Genomic DNA, 18,258 nt, shown 5'->3' with positions numbered 1-18,258 from the left:
GCAGGAGCACGCCCAGCCCGAGCGTCGTCACCAGGGTGCCGTAGCCCCACAGCCGTGGCCGCATCACCCGGTGGCGCAGCCACGGCGGCACCCAGTCCGCCGTGATCCCCGCGATGCCGCACGCCGCGAGCACCGCCACGGCCAGCCAGGCCGCCCCCATCATGAGCATGCGCATGACGGGGATGGTGCCACCAGCGTCGGAATCGCGCCAGTTGAATACCCAATCGTTCTGGTAGGCCCGCCAGTCCCCCTCCGTGGCCGCGAAGTCGACGTACAGGGCCACGCCGAAGCGGGACCGGTCGGCGTCGGTGCGGGACAGGCCCAGGCGGACACCGCGTACGGCCGCCGGGACGGTCTCCGCGTGGGCCCAGTGGCCGAAACGGTTCTCGTGGTAGAAGGGCAGGCCCATCAGGAGGTCGGTGGCGGCCGGGGTGACCTCCAGGGCGAGGCTCGTCTGCTGGGCCACGTAGCCGCCGTACAGGCTCTCCAGCGGCTGCATGGTGTCGTACGACATGACGGCGATCTGGTCCACACGGCGGGCCACCTGCCCGAAGTAGGCCTGTGACCACCACTTGGGGTGGCCCGTGGTCGCGTTCCAGAAGGAGTGGAACGCGGGCAGCGGGTCGATCTGGTGGGCGGCGACGGAGAGCAGGGCGTGGTCGGCGCGGGTGAGGGCGCGCAGGTCGTCCAGGAGGGAGAGGTAGTCGCGGTCGCCGGAGTGGAGGGGCTCCAGGTCGAAGTGGGCGCCCTCGAAGCCGGTGGCGAGGATCTGGCGGGTCGAGGTGACGATCGCGGTGCGGGTGGCGGGGCGCTCCAGGTGCAGGCCGTCGGGGCTCTCGCCGGCCAGCTTGTCACCGAGCCAGGCCTGGACGCGGATTCCGGGGAGTTCTCGGTGCAGGGCCGATATCAGCCAACGCGCCCTGGGGTACGACGACTTCGGGAGGGTGCCGTCGTGCTCCAGGGGGCCTGCGTGGACGTACAGGTCACGGATGCCGGTGCCGTCCAGGCGGTGGGCGAGGGCCTTGACGTCCTGGTCGGTCCTGCGGCCGTCCAGCCAGGCGTGGCCGAGCCAGAGGGCGTCCTTGTGGCGGGTGTGGGTGCCTGGTGCGGGGGTGCCGGTGTAGTTGAGGCGGAGCGCTGTTTCTGCGCTGAGGACGGGGAGGAGCAGGAGGAGGAGCAGTGCGACGGCGAGGAGGGTGCGGCGGCGCCGGGGGCGCCCGGGGGGCTCCGCGGGGGACTCCTCGGCGTCGGCGGGCCCTGGGGCCGTCGGTTCGTTGCTGTTCTCCTCGTTCATTTCTGCCCCCCGTCTTCCTCGTCCCCCAGCCGTATCCGCCCCACTCGCGAAGGCGCCTACCTGCCCATACGCTCCAAAATGTGACGTCCTCCCTGATCCGGGGCCGGCCCCGGCGCGCCACCGCGCACATACGGGTGCGCGTGACGAGTGCCGTGGTGGGTGCGCTGGTGGGGGCCGGGTGGCTGGTGTCGCCGGTGATGACGGTCGGTGGGCATGATCCGGTTCCCGCGTTTTCCGCCGGGCCGGTCGCGAGTGCCGCCGCGTCGGACCGGGACGAGACGTCGGCCACCGACCTCCTGATGCCGCTCGTCGTCGTGGTCGCGGCCGGGGCACTGGCCGGGTACGGGTACCTGCGGCGCACCCGGCGGGCCCGGACCCGGACCACGCCGGGCGTGGTGTCGGTGGCGCCGCCGGTGCCCACCTCGTGGGAGAGCGAGCGGCAGGCCCGCGCGGCGCTGGTGCTGGCCGACGACTGTGTGCGCGCCGGCAGGGAGGAACTTCCCTTCGTGGAGGAGCTGTTCGGGGCCGGTTCGGTCGAGCCGTTCGTACATGCCCTGCGGGCGGCGGAGACCGAGCTGTCCGCCGCGTTCGCGATATGGCGGCGGTACGAGGAGGGGGTTCCGGGGGACGAGAGCGCCCGGCGGCAGGCGCTGGTGGGGGTGATCGGGCGGTGCGCGGAGGCGGGGCGGCGGCTGGACGCCGAGGCGGAGGAGCTGGACCGGCTGCGGGGCCTGGAGCAGGGGGTGGGCGAGGCGCTGGAGGTCGCCGAGCGGCGGTTCCGGGAGCTGACCGGGCGGACGGCGGCGGCCCAGGCCACGGCGGAGGAACTGCACCGGCGCTACGCGCCCTCGGCCGGGGCTCCCGTCACCGGGTATGTCGAACAGGCCAAGGACCGGCTGGTGTTCGCCACCTCACAGCTCAACGAGTGCCGTCAGGCGGCCGATTCGGGAGAGGGGCGGCGTGCGGCGCGTCATCTGCGCGCGGCCGAGGGCGGTGTCGCCCAGGCCGGTGTCCTCGTCGACGGGGTCGAGCGGCTCGCGGCGGAGCTGCGGAAGGCGGCCGGGCTGGTGCCGGCCGCGCTGACCGGCGGGGAGGCGGAGATCGCCGAGGCGCGCAGGGACGGCGGACGCACCTCCCTGACCGCCGGTGAGCTGCATGCCCGGCTCGCGCATGCCGACGGGGTGCTGGCCGCCGTACGCACGGAGCTGACCGGGGGGCCGTACGACCCGCTGGACGCACTGCGGCGCATCGCACGGGTCGTGGAGCGGCTGCAGGTGGGGCGGCACGGGGTGGTGGAGGCGGCCGCGCTGCTCGTGGCCCGCAGCGCGGTCGGCGGGGCGGAGGACTTCGTCGCCGTGCACCGCGGGGCTGTGGGTGCCGAGGCACGGGCGCGGCTGGCGGAGGCGGAACGGGCCCTCGGCTCGGGTGCGGACGCGGACATACTCGCCAGACAGGCCCGAGACCTGGCCGAACGCGATGTACGGGCCCACGGAAACCCCTACGCCGACGGCCACGCCCTCGGCATCGCCGGAGCAGTCCTCGGCGGAATCCTCCTGGCCGAGGACCCGGACGGCGGCCCCCCGACAAGCTTCGGCGGCCCACAGACCCGAGCCCGCCGCCACCAGCTCTAGCCGCAGCCCCGTCCCGGCACACCAACGCCTCCCGGCGACGACGCCTCCGCAGCCAACCGAGAGGGCCGGCCGGAGACCACCTGCGACAACGCCCCACAGCCACGCGAGACACCCGGCCGCAAACCGCCCGCGACAACGCCCCTGCGGCGAACCGAGACGGCCGGGCGGAGGCCACCCGCGACAACACCCCCGCAGCCAACCGAGACACTCGGCCGCAAACCGCCGACGACGACACACCCCTGCAGCCGACCGAGACCGCCCGGGCGGAGGCCACCCGCGACAACACCCCCGCAGCCAACCGAGACACCCGGCCGCAAACCGCCGACGACGACACACCCCTGCAGCCGACCGAGACCGCCCGGGCGGAGGCCACCCGCGACAACGCCCCACAGCCACGCGAGACACCCAGCGGGAGACCATCCACGACGACGCCCTTGCAGCCGACCGAGACGGCCGACCGCAAACCACCCGCAACAACGCCCCCGCAGCCAACCGAGACCTCCGGCCGGAGGCCACCTGCGAGGGCGCCGTCGTAGCCGACCGAGTCGGGTGGGTGGGTGGGAGACGGGGGTCTGGGGGCGGAGCCCCCAGGGGCGTCGTCAGAAGAGACTGAGCAGCGCCTCCGCCGGGTCCGTCAGGCCGGTTTCGCCGCCGGGAAGCGGGAGTTCGAACCACACCGTCTTGCCCCGCGGGGTCCTGCGGGAGCCCCACGCCGCACTGAGGAGGCCGACCAGTTGCAGACCCCGCCCGCCCTCGTCCGTGTCGCGGGCACGCCGGCGCCGAGGCTGGACCAGACCGGAGTCCCAGACCTCGCACACCAGCGTGCGATCCAGCAGCAGACGCAGCCTGATCTCGCCCTCGCCGTACCGCAGCGCGTTGGTGACCAGCTCGCTGACCAGGAGTTCCGTGGTGTCGACCAGCGGCTCCAGGTCCCAGCTGAGCAGCTGCGCACGGGCGTACTCACGGGCCCGCCCCACACTCCGCGGCTCGCGCGGCAGCGTCCAGTCGCCGACGGACTCGGCGGGCAGCCCCTGGACGCGGGCCATCAGCAGGGCGATGTCGTCCTCGCCGTGATGGGTGTCGAGGGTGTTGAGGACGTGGTCGCAGACGTCCTCCAGGGGGCGGGACGGGTCGGTCAGCGCCCCGACGAAGGCCTGGAGCCCCTCGTCCAGCGGATGGTCACGGGACTCGACCAGCCCGTCCGTGTAGAGGGCGAGCAGCGCACCCTCGGGGAGTTCGACCTCCACCTCCTCGAAGGGCTCGCCCCCGACGCCCAGCGGCATCCCGGGCGGCACGTCGAGCATGAGGGCCGCCTCGCCGGGTTCCACCAGCACCGGGGGCAGATGGCCGGCGTTGGCGAACGTACAGCGTCTGGTGACGGAGTCGTAGACGGCGTACACGCAGGTCGCCAGATACACCTCGGAGAGGTCGGCGTCGCGGGGCTGGCGGGCCGCCCGGGTGGCCTGCTGGACGCCGCCGGGGGTACCGAGGCCACGGGCGATCTCGTCCAACGCGGAGAGCACTTCCGCCGGTTCCAGGTCCAGCAACGCCAACGTACGGACGGCCGTACGGAGTTCGCCCATCGCGACCGCCGCACGCAGGCCGCGGCCCATGACGTCACCGACGACCAACGCCGTGCGGTGGCCGGGGAGTTCGATGACGTCGAACCAGTCGCCGCCGACCTCCGTCGCCGCGTTGCCGGGCAGGTAGCGGCAGGCGATGTCGAGTCCGGACGCCTCGGGGTCACCGGGCGGGAGCAGGGACCGTTGCAGTATCAACGCCCGTTCGTGCTCGCGGCGGTAGAGCCGGGCGTTGTCGATGCAGACGGCGGCCCGCGCGGCCAGTTCGACCGCGAGGTCCCGGTCGCGGTCGCCGAACGGCTCGCTGCCCTTCGTACGGGCGAACTGGGCGAGCCCCACGACGGTGTCGTGGGCGACCATCGGCACCGCCAGCGTGGACTGCACGAGCCCGCCGTCCTCCGCGGGCACGCGCTGCGGGCGGGCGGTGCGCAGGGCGTCCGCGCAGGGCGAGTTGAAGGGGAAGTGGTGAACCGCACCGACCGCGACCGGTTCGCCTGAGCCGCTGAAGGGCGCGTCCGAGACGGCGCTGGCGAAGGCGACACGGCGCAGTTCGGCGCTGCCGTCGGCGAGGCCGGGCGGGGTCTCGTCGCCGGTGAGCAGGCCCTGGTAGAGGTCGACGGTGGCGAGGTCGCAGAATCCGGGGACGACGACGTCGAGGAGTTCGCGGGCCGTGGTCTCCAGGTCCAGGGAGTTCCCTATGCGGGCGCCGGCCTCGTTGAGCAGGGCGAGGTTGCGCCGGGCGGCGGCGGCCTCGCGGGCGGCGGCGCGGCGGGCCGTGATGTCGGTGCCGAGCCAGGCGATCCCGATGGGCCGGCCGCTGCCGCTGTGCACGCGGTAGAGGTTGACGGACCAGTGCCGGCGCTCCTCGGAACCCGGGACGAAACCCGTGACATGCATGTCGGTGATGGACTCGCCGGTCTCCAGCACCCGGCGCAGGGTGGCCGAAACCCGCTCGGCCTCACCCCGCGGCAGATAGTCGTGAACTCCCTTGCCACGGTGGTCGTCCGGGGTTCCGCCGAAGATGGAGGCGAAACGCATGTTGGCGCGGCGGACCCTGAGGTCGATGTCGATCAGCAGGAAGCCGAACGGGGATTGGCCGAAAATCGCCTGCGAGGCGGCGAGGTCGGTCTCGATGCTGCGCAGGGTACGGACGTCCACCACTATGCAGACGGCGGCCTTGTCCGCCTCCGCGGTCCGGGTGGGCATGACGTAGACCTCGGCGAGCCCCTCCTCGCCGCGCCCCCCGTCCGCCGTGTCCGGCATCCGGAAGGGGACGACCCCGGTCCACTCCCGCCCGTCGAGGATCTCGGCCATCTTCCGCTGGCCGCGCTCGCGCAGGTCGGGGTCGATGAAGGCCTCTATGGGGTCCATGCCGACGGCGCGTTCGGCGGGGATGCCGAAGAGCTGCTCGGCACGCAGGCTCCACTGCTCGACCAGCCCGCCTGGACTGATGGAGAAGGAGGCGACCTTGATGTAGTCGTAGATCGAGCCGGGCGGACTGCTCTGCCACATGGTGTCCCCGGGCGCGCCCCCGTGCTGTGCGGCCTGGCTCCTCGCGCCGTCCGACGGGTCCTCGGACTCCGTGGCCTTCGCTGGTATCTCGCTCACGCGAACCGTCCCCTCCAGCTCACCGCGCCCGGCACCGGTCACCGGGGGCGGCTGCCCGCAGTATCCAGCACTACGGCGCCGCACGACACGGTGTTCACGATCACAGCTCGGTCCAGGCGCTTTTCGGACCGTGCCGCGACAACACTTCCAGTCTTCTAACCAGGGAACACGCCCTCGAATCACGCACCCCCGCCTGTGTCCCCGGCGCGCGTCGCAGCATGGACGGCGCACGGCGGTCCGCACACCGGTCTCACCCGGGCACCGCCAGTTCGAACCAGACGGTCTTTCCGGTGTCGTCGGGCCGGGTGCCCCAGCGGCGCGAGGAGCCGGCGACCAGTTGCAGGCCGCGCCCGTTCTCGTCCTCGGGGCGGGCGACGCGTTCGTGCGGCAGGTCCGGAAGCGGGTCGGACACCTCGACCAGCAGCGTGTCACCGAGGCCGGAAGGGCGTACCAGCCGTACGCCGATGGGGCCGGTGGCATGCCGCAGGGAGTTCGTCACCAATTCGCTGACCAGCAGCGCCGTCAGGTCGGCCACGCTGTCGAGGTTCCATCCGTGCAACTGGCCCCGGACCGCGGTGCGGGCGGTGCGCACGGCGCCCGGCTCCGCGGGAAAGGTCCACTCGACACGGTCGCCTTCGGTGTCGATCACACCGATCACTTCCCAGGCCAACGAGCCCACCCATGTCCGGTTTCATGGGGTTAATGGGGACATACCCGGTATCCAGGGAGCATTACCGTGCGACAGGGCGCACTGTGGCACGAACGGCGTACGAGACCCACTCCTCCGGCATGATCCGCCGGACAGACTGCAGCTAGGCCCATCCACCTCCGGACTCGACCGGGAGGGCAGCCAGGGTCTCGATCTCCCGCACCGCTGCGACGTCCTGGTCCAGCCACGCCACGTCCCAGATCTCGGCCGGAGTCAGCCAGCGCACGTCGTCGTGGTCCTGGAGGGGCCGGGGCAGCGCGGAGCCGGGGCGCAGGCGGGCGGTCCACACGTGCAGGACGTACGGGGATCGCAGGGGCCACTCCCCCGGCATGCGCTCGACCGGCTCGCTGTCAACGCCGAGTTCCTCGCGCAGTTCGCGCACCAGGGCGTCCTCGGGCCGCTCTCCGGGCTCGACCTTGCCACCGGGCAGCTCCCAGCGCCCGGCCAGCTCGGGAGGCGCACTTCGGCGCGCGGCGAGCAGTCGGCCGGCATCGAGCAGGGCGGCTCCCACCACCACGATCCGTTCGGTCATGGGGCGGAGCCTACGGGAGCCCTCCGGTGGTCAGTCGTGGGCTTCTGAGGTCAGTTGTGGCTGCCGTCGCCGTTCTGGCCGATGCGCTCGACCCAGTAGAGCTGCTTGTGGCCGCGGTCGCCGAGGCTGTCGGCGATCTTCTGGGCCTCGGCCCGGGTCGCGTACCGTCCCACGCGGTAGCGATTGCCGTTGTCGTCCTGCCGTATCACGATCCAGGGCAGAGAGACCGTGCCCTCACTCATCGCCCCCACCGTTCCTTCTCGCACCGCCCCACCCGCCTTCCCTCCCGGGCCCCCACCGTGCCCCGCCTAAGGAAACCGCAATCCGCATATGCCCGAGCGTACGCCCTACCTTCACGGAGCGAATACGCCTTTTCACAAAGAGATACGCAACCGGCCAGAACGCAGGGGGCGCACGATGCCGAACGCGCCGTCCTGCACGCTGATGTCGTGCGTCGGGGGCATTTCGGGCGGACCCTGGATCACCTGGGAAAACGGCCGGATTGCAGCGGGCCGCCGGGGCCTGCGGTGCGGCCCCGGCGACGGGCGTAACGGCGCTGGGGCGTGCCGGGGAGTGCGCTAGTTCACGGGCGGGAGTGCGCTACTTCACGGGCAGGAGTGCGCTACTTCACGGGCAGGTGGTACGCGACCCGGTAGCGGTCGGCCGGGATCACGACGTCGGCGGTCTCCACCGGGCGGCCGGAGGCGTAGTAGGTGCGCTGGATGACGAGGACCACATGCCCGGGGACCCCGCCCAGGACGTGCAGTTCCTCGGCGAGGCCGGGGCGGGCGCCGACCTCCTCGGTGACGTTGTCCACGATGACGTCGATGGCCCGCATGCGCTCGACGACGCCCATGCCGCCGAGCGGACCCTCCTCGGGCAGCATCACGGGGGTGCGGCCGGTGACGGCGAGGGGCTCCCAGGAGGTGGAGAGCATCATCGGCTCGCCCGCGTCCCGGAACAGGTACCTCGTGCGCATGACCCGGTCGCCCGGCTCGAGGGCGAGTCGCTCGGCGATGGCAGCCCCGGCCTCGGCCTGCTCGCTGCTGGACTCCCAGGTGCCGCGGACCGTGGCGTCGGCCTGCTCCTGCCGGAAGGGGGTGGCGCCCCCGGACGGGCGGAACCCGGAGCGGGCCACCGGCCGGGGCACTGGACGCTCGCGCACATACGTCCCCGAGCCGGAACGCCCCTCGACCAGCCCCTCGGCCATCAGCACCTTGCGGGCTTCCAGCGCGACCGTGTCCGAGACGCCGTACTCCTCGCGGATGCGGGCCTGGGAGGGGAGCCGGGTGTGGGGCGGCAGTGAGCCGTCGACGATCTTCTTGCGGAGATCACCCGCGACACGCAGGTAGGCCGGCTGCTCACCGAAAGTCACTGGCCACTCCCATCAGGTTGTACAGACAGCAACAGCCTGGCAACCCTGGGTTGTGCCATGCAAGCAAAGGCCAGAGAATCACTCGATGTGATGACATGGGGCGGTGGAGGGCTTTACCCAGGCGCTTTCTCCCCGCTATAGCCGCAGCCACACCTCCGGCCGATCACGCCGCCATGTCTCCGGGCGATCACACCGCCATACCGCTGCCGCCATCGCTGCCGGTGCCGGTGCCGTCCGAGCCGCCGTCGTTGCTGTCGTCGGCGGGCGGGGTGGTCTCCAGGCCCAGGGCGTCCCGCGCGGGGACCGACAGCTTCGGGGCGATCAGCCGCAGGCCGGTGTCGTAGTGCTCGTAGAAGGCGTCCGCGTCTCTCGCCGCGGCGGCCTTCGTCCACTCGGCCCGTGCCCGGTCCAGGTCGGCCGCGAGCGCGGTGACCGGCTTGCGGGCGCCGGCGGGCCACGCGTGCCCGCGCAGCATCCGGGCCTGGTCGGCCAGCGCGGCGGACACCCGGCCCGCCCACTGCTTGTGCCCGGGCAGGTCGTCCTCGACGTACTCCGTGTCCGGGGCGGTGGCGAAGGCCGCGTTGAGGACGTGAGCCGCCTTCAGATAGGCGACCTGGTCGGTGTCGAGGACCGTCTCGTCGTTGCGCAGCGAGCCGCTGAGGTTCCCGCCCTCGGTCGTGCTGCCGAACAGACAGGTGACCTCCCGGTCCCCGGCCGACCAACTGTCCTCGGTGGGCGTGAGGTAGTAGACGTCGACGTCGTCGGGCAGGGCCCAGCCGTCCATCGCGTAGCTGTCCTGGAGGCCGTAACAGCGGTCGTCGGCCGTGCCGGTGACGGAGTCGCTGCCGGGGTAGGACCCGTCCTTCAGCCGGAACGAGGCGAACACTTCGCCGTCGTGCTCACCGGAGCAGGGGACCTTGTCGACGTCGTACGTCTCGCCGCTGAGCCGCCCGTCGGGCGTGTCGAAGCACTCCCCGGTGACCAGCGAGATGCTCGCGCGGTCGCGTGCGCCCTCCTTGACCCCCTCCCAGAAGTCGGACGCGCCGCCCGTGGCGATCAGCAGCACCCACAGCGCGAGCCCGATCCCGGAGAGCACCGAGCCCCCGACGGCCAGCCCCTTGCCGCGCTCGCCCCGCCGGCCGATCTGCCGCAGCGCGATCACCCCGAGCAGCAGCCCCACGCCCGGCAGGCAGCACAGCACGCCGAGCACGAGGGAGGCGATGGCGAGACCGTTGACGGGCGCCGGCTGGTTGTAGGGGCTGTAGCCCTGCGCCCACGGCTGGTACGGGCCGTACGGACTCTGCGGGCCCTGCGGGTACGACGGCGGCCCGTACGGCCCCTGCGGGTACTGCCGGGGCGGCTGGTACGGCCCTTGTGACTGGTGGGGGCCGGGGGGCGGGGGTATGGACACCGGTACCGTGCTCCTGGGTCGGGCGGCGGCAGCGCCGGACCGGCGAAGTGCCGGCGGCCGGACTGACGTACGACTGGCGCATGGTAAGCGGGGCGGAAGTGGGGGCGGAATGAGGGTGGAACCCCAGGCGGAAAGCCGGGTGGAGAGTCGGGCGGAAAGCCGGGTGGCGAGCGGCGGCGTACGGGCGGTGAACGGGCTCACCGAGCGGTGGGCGGCGGCGGCCTCGGACGGCACGGTCTTCTCGGCGGCCGGGGTCTGGCCCCTGCTGGCCTTCCTGGCCGACGGCGCGACGGGCGCCGCGCGGGCGGAGCTGGCCCACGCGCTCGGTGTGCCCGCGGAGCAAGCGGCGGCCGCGGCACGGGAGTTGCTGTCCGCGCTGCAGTCGGTGTCCGGTCTGGACGCGGCCCTCGGCCTGTGGACGCACGGCGCGCTGCGCCTGCGGGAGGAGTGGCGGGCCGGGCTGCCGGCCGGGACGCACGGGCTGTTCGGGGACGACCTCGTCACCGCGCAGGAGCGGCTGGACAGGTGGGCGGCCGAGCGGACCGGCGGGCTGGTGGAGCGCATGCCGGTGACGCTGACGCGGGATGCGCGGATGGTGCTGGCCTGCGCCCTCTCCCTGCGCACGGACTGGCGGCAGCCCTTCACGGAGACGATGCTGCGCCCGGACACCGGCCCCTGGCAGGGCCGTTCACTGCTCGGCCTGCACCGCCGCAGTGTCCGGCCGGACCGGGTCGGCGTGACGAGCACTCCGGACGGCTTCGTGACCACGCTGACCGTGCCCGGCGACAACGGCATCGACGTCCAACTGGTCCTCGGCGAGGAGCGGATGACACCGGGCCAGGTACTGGCAGCCGGAGTCGGCATCGTGGAGCGCACGCTCCCGGTCACCGGCGGCGGCCTGCTCCCCCTCGGCCACGTCGGCCCCGGCCTGCATGTGGAGCGGCAGCCCGCCACCGAGCCCGAACCGATCACGCTGGACGTGCGGACGGTGGCGTACGAGGTACGCGCCGACCACGACCTGCTGGCGCTGCACCCCCTGTTCGGCCTCACCACGGCCCAGGACGTCCGGCAGGGCCACTTCGCCGGCATCAGCGACACCCCGCTCGCCGTCGGCGAGGCCCGCCAGTCCGCCCTCGCCCGCTTCGGCGCACTCGGCTTCCGCGCGGCAGCGGTGACGGCGATCATGCCGGCCCCGGCCGGCGCCGCCCCCCAGTTCCGCTACGAGACCACGGTCGTCCGAGCCACCTTCGACCGCCCCTTCGCCTTCCTCGCCGTCGACCGCGGGTCGCGGCTGGTGCTGATGGCGGGGTGGGTGACGGATCCGATGCCGTATCCGGCCCTGGCTTTCCAGGTCTGAAACTGACGGACGTTTTTGCTCGGTGTCGACGACCGCGCGATATCCGGGCCCGTCAGTGAAGCTTTCTCATCCTGATCGCCAGGCGGTTTCGATGGCGTGAACGGCGGCGACGGTCCGGCTGATCCGGTTCGGGCTGCAGCGGGCTTTGCGGAAGATCCACCATTGCTCGAGACGGGCGAAGGCTCGCTCGCCGGGTGCCCGCAGCTGGGCGTGGTCCCGGTTGAACTGGGCGTATTTCTCGGGTAGGTCGCGGCCGTAGTAGGGGGTGCGGACCGTTGCGCCGACCCCGCGGTACGCGCGGTCGGCGAACACCAGGGTCTGCCTGGTCAGGCACGCTCCGAACCCGACTCCCGCCTGCTGCAGTGTCTCGTTCTTGCGCAGGTGCACCAGCACGAGGACGGCCTGCTGGAAGCAGCGCAGCCGCCGCCAGCGCGAGCGCAGTTCACGCCTTCGGGCGTAGATGAGCCAGGAGACGTACTCGACTACCTCATGTGGGACGTCGAGCATGGCTCGATACGGGACCAACAGGGCTCCTTTGTCCGGGCGTTGATGAGTGAGATCACCAACCGAACGACAAGGAGCCCTGCCACGTCACGAACACCACCAGCCCTTCGCCATCGGCCCCGAACCTCAGGACGAGAAGGGTTTCAGTGAGGCGGCACGCCGGGAGCAGGTGGATCTGCCGCTGGTCAGCGTGGCCTCCACGGTGGGCGGGGCGCTGCGAGAGTCATCGTGCCCGGGTGCTGCCGGACTCGACTAGTACTACGTACGACGCAGTATCGTATAACGTAGTAGTCGGGAGGGAAGGAGGTGCCTGATGCCGCGTCAACGAGACCGCGTCGGATGGGCCGAACCCGCGTTGCTGATCCTGGCCAGCCTGGCCGACGGCCCCAAGCACGGCTACGCGATCACCAAGGATGTCGAGGAACAGACGTCCATCAGGCTGGGGCCGGGCACGCTGTATGCCGCCATCGCGCGGCTGGAGGAAAGCGGCCTGATCGCGCCGCTGGACGAGGACGAGCGTCGGCGGCCCTACCGCATCACCGCGGAAGGCCAGACCGTGCTCGACGACAGGCTCCGGGCGATGGCTCGCTTCGCACGCACCGGGTTGACCCGACTGGGGGTGGCAAACGCGTGATCAACATGGCGGCCCGGGTGGCCTTGCGGTCATACCCTCCCTCGTTCCGGGAGCGCTACGGTTGCGAACTTGAAGCACTGGTCGAGGACACCGGCGCCGGCCCGAGCATCGTCGCGGACCTTCTTGTCGGCGCGCTGCGGGCGTGGCTTCGCCCGGTGATGCCCGAAGAGTCCGCCGAACGGCGCCGGCGCCGCATGCAGGCAAGCGTCGCCACCACCTGGGTCACCTGGTGTGCCGCACTGTATGCCCTGCCGATGCTGGACTTCATCCTGTCCGAGGAACCCGGGCTGACACCGGACCTGGTGCGCCGACTGCTCGACATTGCTCAGTACGCCATGTACGGCGCTGGGCTCATCCTGCTGACCGGCGCCCTCGCCCTCCTCGCGGAAACCTCCAGAACCGGCAACCGGGCCGCGTGGCGCCCGCTGGTGGCTCTTGCCCCGACGCTGCCCACGTGGCTGATCGCGCCGATCCTCCTGGCGTACGCCTCCATCGACCCGATCTCCTACTGGGTCGGAGCCTTGGCGGTGCTTGGGCCGGCAGCGTTCCTCATCACCATGGCGGTGGCACCGGCCGTCGCCGTCACCCGGTACCGACCATCTGCCAAGGTCTTGCGGCTGCTTGCCCTGTCCGGGGTCGCGGTGGCGTTCGCCGTGACCACGACAGGCATCGCCTGCGTCGCGGCGTTGACCATGAATACCGATGACGCGGCCCAGCTGGTCACGATGCCCATACTCGCCGTCACCGTTGCCGCTTCCACAGCAGCCCTGGTCAGCTCCGGTCGCGGAGCCAAGGCCGCACTCCATAGGGAGCCCCCGGTGGATCTTGGTGGTGACGTGTGAGTGACGCTGCAATGCTCCCGCTCCAAGGCGTGCTACGAGTCCTGTTCACGTGGCTGGCCTGAGACGCCATCCGCCTATCGATCACGGGATCGTCAGGAGCCTGGCGCTTCCCGGACAAGTGTCTTGCCGATGCGCGACCAACAGGGCCCCTGCGTCCGGGCGTTGATGAGTGAGATCACCAACCGAACGACCAGGAGCCCTGCCGCGTCACGCCCCCCAACCAGCCCATCGTCATCAGCCTCGAACCACAGGCTGAGAAGGGTTCACTGACAGCATCGGAACCCAGTAATTCGTCACCTGCTGCAAACGCGAGGGGCGCGGGGCTTGAGCAGCATCCGGTTCTCGCCTTCGTTCACAAGGACTCGCACAGTCCCGAGGAGGGCGACCATGGCCAGAACCGGGGCGAGCACGTGTCTGATCGCGGCGGCCTGGGTCGGCGGCAGCTTCTAGGATCTGTGGCATGGCAACCAGACTCGTGCAGATCAATATGAAGGCTCGGGACGACTCCGTGCTCGGCCGGTTCTGGGCGGAGGCACTCGGTTGGGGTGTCGACAGCGAGGGACCCGGCATTACCAACCTCGAACCGGTGGGTTTCGCCTACCCCGATCCCGTGGCCGTCTGCATCGACATCGTCGCCCGCCCGGAACCCAAAACGGTGAAGAACCGGGTGCACCTTGATCTGGCCACCACCTCGACCGCCCATCAGGCGGAGTTGGTCGCGCGCTTGAAGGATCTCGGCGCGAGGCTCGCCGACGTGGGTCAGGGCGACGTCCCCTGGACGGTCATGGCCGACCCGGAGGGTAACGAGTTCTGCGTCCTGGAGCCCCGCCCGATCTACCAGGACACCGGGCCGATCGCCGCGGTGGTGGTCGACTGCACCGACCCGCGAGGGATGGCCCGGTTCTGGGGCCAGGCGATGGACTGGACGCTGCACGAGGTCACCGACGACCACGCGGCCATGCGATCCGCCAAAGGCGTCGGCCCCTACCTGGAGTTCCTCCGCACCCCCGACACCAAGAGTGTGTGGAACCGCGTCCACCTGGACGTCTGCCCCTACCCCGGTGACGACCCGGGAGCAGAAGAAGCCAGACTGCGCGCCTTGGGCGCCACCGACCCTGGTATCGACCAGTCCGCAATCTCCTGGACGGTTCTGGCCGACCCGGAAGGCAACGAGTTCTGCCTCCTCTCTCCTCGCTGACCCTTTGTCACCACCCGACCGACGGCTGCCCCGACACCTTCCCCTCCTCGACTAGGAGATCAACAACGTCGGGCAGGTGCAGATTCGTTTTCTTCCTCATCCCATAGCCGCTACACGTTGAAGCGGAACGCCTGCCACAACGCTCTCACCTGCGGAAACGGGCTTCTGAGAGATCCAAGTCAGCACAGAATCAGCACCGGCGGCAGGTCCGGGGTTCTCAGGACAGCCAGGAAGGGCGGTCGCCTCTTGACGATCTCGTGGCCCAGGCCTCGCCGAGTCGCTACGGTTTAGCCATGACCGCACTGCCCGACTGGATGCGCCCGCCGCGCGAGGAAGGCTGGTTCGCGGAGGACCTGGACCGCCTCCCCGAGGCGCCACGCCACACAGAGCTGATCGACGGAGCGCTTGTCTTCATGATGTCGCCGCAGAGGTGGTGGCACGGCCACCTCGTCACCATGCTCACCGTCGCTCTCATGGAGCAGGCGCCCGGCGATGTCAGGGTCGGCCGCGAGATGACCATAAAACTCGACGAGCGAAACCGGCCCGAGCCGGATCTGCTGTTGACGACGGCCGACTACGACGGAGACCGCACCTGGTTCGCGCCGGACGAGGTGCGACTCGTCATCGAGGTCGTCTCACCCGAGTCCGCGCACCGGGACCGCACGGTCAAGCTCCGCAAGTACGCGGAGGCCGGCATCCCGCACTACTGGTGCATCGAGGACGAGGACGGCGCCCCCGTCGTCCACGTCTATGAACTCGACGAACCGACTGGCGCCTACGCGCCCGCCGGCATCTTCCGGGGCACCCTGAAGCGGCCTGTGCCGTTCGAGATCAGCCTGGATCTCGACAAGCTCACCCCGCCGAGGAGCAAGTAGGAGTCAGCACCACGTCAGCACGGGAACGCAGATGGGCCCGGACTCACAGAGCCCGGCCCCATCTGACTTGCACGTTTGACGAACCGTTTAGCTCACGGTAACGAACCACTCACACATTGAACCTGAACTCCACCACATCCCCGTCCTGCATCACATACTCCTTGCCCTCCATCCGTGCCTTGCCCTTGGCGCGGGCGTCGGCGACCGAGCCGGTCTCGAGCAGGTCGGCGAAGGAGATGACCTCGGCCTTGATGAAGCCCTTCTGGAAGTCGGTGTGGATGACACCGGCGGCCTCGGGGGCGGTGGCGCCCTTCTTGATGGTCCAGGCGCGGGACTCCTTGGGGCCGGCCGTGAGGTAGGTCTGCAGGCCGAGGGTGTCGAAGCCGACCCGGGCGAGGGTGGCGAGGCCCGGCTCGTGCTGGCCGACGGACTCCAGGAGCTCCAGGGCCTCCTCCTCGTCCAGCTCGGCGAGGTCGGCCTCCAGCTTCGCGTTCAGGAAGATCGCCTCGGCGGGGGCGACCAGGGCGCGCTGCTCGTCCTTGAACGCGTCGTCCGTCAGCTCGTCCTCGTCGACGTTGAAGACGTAGAGGAAGGGCTTGGTGGTGAGCAGGTGCAGGTCGTGGAGGAGCTCGTTGCGCTCGGTGCCCTGGACGATGCCGTGCGCGAAGAGCGTGTCGCCCTTCTCCAGGATCTCCTTGGCCTCCTCGACCGCCTTGACCTTGGGAGCGACGTCCTTCTTGATCCGAGACTCCTTCTGGAGGCGCGGCAGGACCTTCTCGATGGTCTGGAGGTCGGCGAGGATCAGCTCGGTGTTGATCGTCTCGATGTCGTCCTTGGGCGAGACCTTGCCGTCGACATGGACGACGTTCTCGTCCTTGAAGGCACGGATGACCTGGCAGATCGCGTCGGACTCACGGATGTTCGCGAGGAACTTGTTGCCCAGGCCCTCGCCCTCGGAGGCGCCGCGCACGATGCCGGCGATGTCGACGAAGTCGACCGTGGCCGGAAGGATGCGCTCGGAGCCGAAAATCGAGGCCAGCTGGGCGAGGCGGGCGTCGGGGACGCCGACCACGCCGATGTTCGGCTCGATCGTGGCGAACGGGTAGTTGGCCGCCAGCACGTCGTTCTTGGTCAGGGCGTTGAACAGGGTCGACTTGCCGACATTCGGCAGGCCGACGATTCCGATCGTGAGCGACACGTTGCGACTTCCCGTAGATGAGAGGGCCAGGGGCTGCCAGGGGCCAGAGACACTGGCCGATCCACCAGTCTACGGCGTCTGCGGCGGCAGGCTCGCGGGAGCGTCGAACGCCCGGCCAACCTCTCCTCATCGGCGTGTCTGAGGGGCGATTCGGCACATTAACCGACCTAGGTTGGTCCAGTGGAGCATCACAGGACGCGACCCCCGAACGGCGGACGGCGACGCGGCGCACCGCCCGCGTCGCTGCCGCCGCAGGCACGACGGCCGGCGGGCGAGAACCGGCGCCCACGGGGGGCCAAGCGGGCCGCGCGGCCGGTACGGGCGGCCCGGCCGGTGCCGCGCGGCGAGGTGCCGGGGCCCCGGCTCACCGGGCTCGGCGGGGGGCTGTTCTGCGCGGCCGCGATGTTCCTGCTCGGCTGTCTCGACCAGCTGCTCTTCGGGGCGTCACTGACGCTGTACGGCGTGCTGTTCCTGCCGGTGTGCGTGCTGACCGCGCTGTGGGTGCGCGGCGGGGACCTGCTCACCGCGCCCGTCGTCGTACCGATCGCCTTCGCGGTGGGGCTCTTCTCCGTCGCCGACGGCGGGGGGCTCTTCGGACGGCTGATGGGGCTGGTCACCGGGCTCGCCACGCAGGCGGGCTGGCTGTACGGCGGGACGCTGATCGCGGGAGTGATCGTGCTCGTGCGCCGGGTGCTGTGGGTGCGGACCCGCCGGCGCCGCACCTGAGCACCGACCCGCTAACCGACGTGGTCCTGCGCCGCCCGCATCGCCGCGCCGACGATGCCCGCGTTGTTCTGCAGCTGGGCCGGGACGATCTCGGCCTTGATGCCCTCGATGTGGTGCAGGAACTTGTCCGCCTTGCGGCTGACCCCGCCGCCGAGGATGAACAGCTCGGGTGAGAAGAGCATCTCGACGTGGGCGAGGTACTTCTGGACGCGGTGGGCCCACTGCTGCCAGGACAGCCCGTCGTCGTCCTTCACCTTGCTGGAGGCCCGCTTCTCCGCGTCGTGGCCGTGCAGCTCGAGGTGGCCCAGCTCGGTGTTGGGCACGAGGGCGCCGTCCATGAAGACGGCGCTGCCGATGCCGGTGCCGAAGGTGAGCAGGATGACCGTGCCCCCGCGGTTCCGCCCGGCGCCGAACTGCATCTCGGCGACGCCCGCCGCGTCCGCGTCGTTGACCACGGTCACCGGATGGCCGCCCAGCCGGTCGCTGAACAGGGCGCGGGCGTCCGTGTCGATCCAGCTCTTGTCCACGTTGGCCGCCGTGCGGACCATGGCGCCGCCGGTGACCACTCCGGGGAAGGTCAGGCCCACCGGGCCCGTCCAGCCGAAGTGGTCGATGACCTGCTTGACCCCGTCGGCCACGCCGTCGGGCGTAGCCGGGTGCGGGGTGAGCACCTTGCACCGCTCCTGGGCCAGGTCGCCCTTGTCCAGGTCCACAGGGGCGCCCTTGATCCCGGAACCGCCGATGTCCACGCCGAAGATCTGCATGGCTCCACGTTACGACGGAC

At 71.0% G+C, this 18,258-nt stretch carries 16 protein-coding genes and 1 pseudogene; 7 read left to right on the top strand and 10 right to left on the bottom strand.

The features are described 5' to 3' along the window. Window positions 1–217: 217 nt before the first annotated feature. A pseudogene (locus tag ACZ5DS_RS12205) lies at window positions 218–1,294 on the bottom strand (glycoside hydrolase family 18 protein); the annotation flags it as partial. A gap of 80 nt (window positions 1,295–1,374) precedes the next feature. Here ACZ5DS_RS12205 and ACZ5DS_RS12200 point away from each other — a divergent pair. Continuing rightward, complete coding sequence (locus tag ACZ5DS_RS12200; RefSeq protein WP_468236614.1) at window positions 1,375–2,925, top strand: hypothetical protein; 1,551 nt, start codon at window positions 1,375–1,377, stop codon at window positions 2,923–2,925. Window positions 2,926–3,524: 599 nt separating this feature from the next. Here ACZ5DS_RS12200 and ACZ5DS_RS12195 read toward each other — a convergent pair. The 6 genes from ACZ5DS_RS12195 to ACZ5DS_RS12170 all read right to left on the bottom strand — a co-directional run bounded on the left by ACZ5DS_RS12195 (window position 3,525) and on the right by ACZ5DS_RS12170 (window position 10,140). Then, window positions 3,525–6,113 (bottom strand): SpoIIE family protein phosphatase, encoded by a 2,589-nt coding sequence (locus ACZ5DS_RS12195; protein WP_468236611.1) that lies wholly within the window; start codon window positions 6,111–6,113, stop codon window positions 3,525–3,527. 250 nt (window positions 6,114–6,363) lie between these two features. Beyond that, on the bottom strand, window positions 6,364–6,792 hold the full coding sequence (locus ACZ5DS_RS12190; RefSeq protein WP_468236609.1) for an ATP-binding protein: 429 nt from the start codon (window positions 6,790–6,792) through the stop codon (window positions 6,364–6,366). A 133-nt stretch (window positions 6,793–6,925) separates the two neighbouring features. Continuing rightward, a complete protein-coding gene (locus ACZ5DS_RS12185) occupies window positions 6,926–7,354 on the bottom strand; it encodes a (deoxy)nucleoside triphosphate pyrophosphohydrolase (protein ID WP_468236606.1) in 429 nt (142 codons plus the stop codon). 50 nt (window positions 7,355–7,404) lie between these two features. Further along, window positions 7,405–7,596: an SPOR domain-containing protein gene (locus ACZ5DS_RS12180; RefSeq protein ID WP_468236603.1), complete on the bottom strand. Its 192-nt coding sequence runs from the start codon at window positions 7,594–7,596 to the stop codon at window positions 7,405–7,407. A gap of 380 nt (window positions 7,597–7,976) precedes the next feature. Further along, complete coding sequence (locus ACZ5DS_RS12175) at window positions 7,977–8,729, bottom strand: GntR family transcriptional regulator (protein WP_468236600.1); 753 nt, start codon at window positions 8,727–8,729, stop codon at window positions 7,977–7,979. Between the two features lie 187 nt (window positions 8,730–8,916). After that, window positions 8,917–10,140, bottom strand: a complete 1,224-nt coding sequence (locus ACZ5DS_RS12170; RefSeq protein ID WP_468236598.1) for a DUF4190 domain-containing protein — start codon at window positions 10,138–10,140, stop codon at window positions 8,917–8,919. A gap of 109 nt (window positions 10,141–10,249) precedes the next feature. Between ACZ5DS_RS12170 and ACZ5DS_RS12165 the strand changes: the two genes are divergently transcribed. After that, complete coding sequence (locus ACZ5DS_RS12165; protein ID WP_468236595.1) at window positions 10,250–11,497, top strand: serpin family protein; 1,248 nt, start codon at window positions 10,250–10,252, stop codon at window positions 11,495–11,497. 66 nt (window positions 11,498–11,563) lie between these two features. Here the strand turns inward: ACZ5DS_RS12165 and ACZ5DS_RS12160 are convergent, their stop codons facing one another. Further along, window positions 11,564–12,004: a transposase family protein gene (locus tag ACZ5DS_RS12160; protein WP_468238174.1), complete on the bottom strand. Its 441-nt coding sequence runs from the start codon at window positions 12,002–12,004 to the stop codon at window positions 11,564–11,566. Window positions 12,005–12,314: 310 nt separating this feature from the next. On the opposite strand from ACZ5DS_RS12160, the gene ACZ5DS_RS12155 reads away from it, so the two are divergent. The 4 genes from ACZ5DS_RS12155 to ACZ5DS_RS12140 all read left to right on the top strand — a co-directional run bounded on the left by ACZ5DS_RS12155 (window position 12,315) and on the right by ACZ5DS_RS12140 (window position 15,550). After that, on the top strand, window positions 12,315–12,635 hold the full coding sequence (locus ACZ5DS_RS12155; RefSeq protein ID WP_361237119.1) for a PadR family transcriptional regulator: 321 nt from the start codon (window positions 12,315–12,317) through the stop codon (window positions 12,633–12,635). Beyond that, window positions 12,632–13,477, top strand: a complete 846-nt coding sequence (locus tag ACZ5DS_RS12150) for a hypothetical protein (protein ID WP_468236593.1) — start codon at window positions 12,632–12,634, stop codon at window positions 13,475–13,477. Before ACZ5DS_RS12155 ends, ACZ5DS_RS12150 begins: the two co-directional genes overlap by 4 nt. 460 nt (window positions 13,478–13,937) lie before the next feature. Then, window positions 13,938–14,675, top strand: a complete 738-nt coding sequence (locus ACZ5DS_RS12145; RefSeq protein WP_468236591.1) for a VOC family protein — start codon at window positions 13,938–13,940, stop codon at window positions 14,673–14,675. Window positions 14,676–14,968: 293 nt separating this feature from the next. Next, the gene (locus ACZ5DS_RS12140) at window positions 14,969–15,550 is read left to right on the top strand and encodes a Uma2 family endonuclease (protein WP_390685159.1); all 582 of its coding nucleotides are present in this window, start codon (window positions 14,969–14,971) and stop codon (window positions 15,548–15,550) included. Between the two features lie 109 nt (window positions 15,551–15,659). Here the strand turns inward: ACZ5DS_RS12140 and ychF are convergent, their stop codons facing one another. Next, complete coding sequence (ychF, locus tag ACZ5DS_RS12135) at window positions 15,660–16,748, bottom strand: redox-regulated ATPase YchF (protein WP_468236588.1); 1,089 nt, start codon at window positions 16,746–16,748, stop codon at window positions 15,660–15,662. Between the two features lie 180 nt (window positions 16,749–16,928). Between ychF and ACZ5DS_RS12130 the strand changes: the two genes are divergently transcribed. Beyond that, window positions 16,929–17,474, top strand: a complete 546-nt coding sequence (locus tag ACZ5DS_RS12130; RefSeq protein WP_468236586.1) for a DUF6542 domain-containing protein — start codon at window positions 16,929–16,931, stop codon at window positions 17,472–17,474. Window positions 17,475–17,485: 11 nt separating this feature from the next. On the opposite strand, the gene ppgK is transcribed toward ACZ5DS_RS12130, so the two are convergent. After that, a complete protein-coding gene (gene ppgK / locus ACZ5DS_RS12125) occupies window positions 17,486–18,238 on the bottom strand; it encodes a polyphosphate--glucose phosphotransferase (protein WP_468236584.1) in 753 nt (250 codons plus the stop codon). Window positions 18,239–18,258: the final 20 nt, after the last annotated feature.

It is taken from the genome of Streptomyces sp. NPDC031100 (assembly GCF_055570785.1).
The sequence above is the reverse complement of the archived record's forward strand: the minus strand, read 5'-3'. Positions and strand labels throughout refer to the sequence as shown.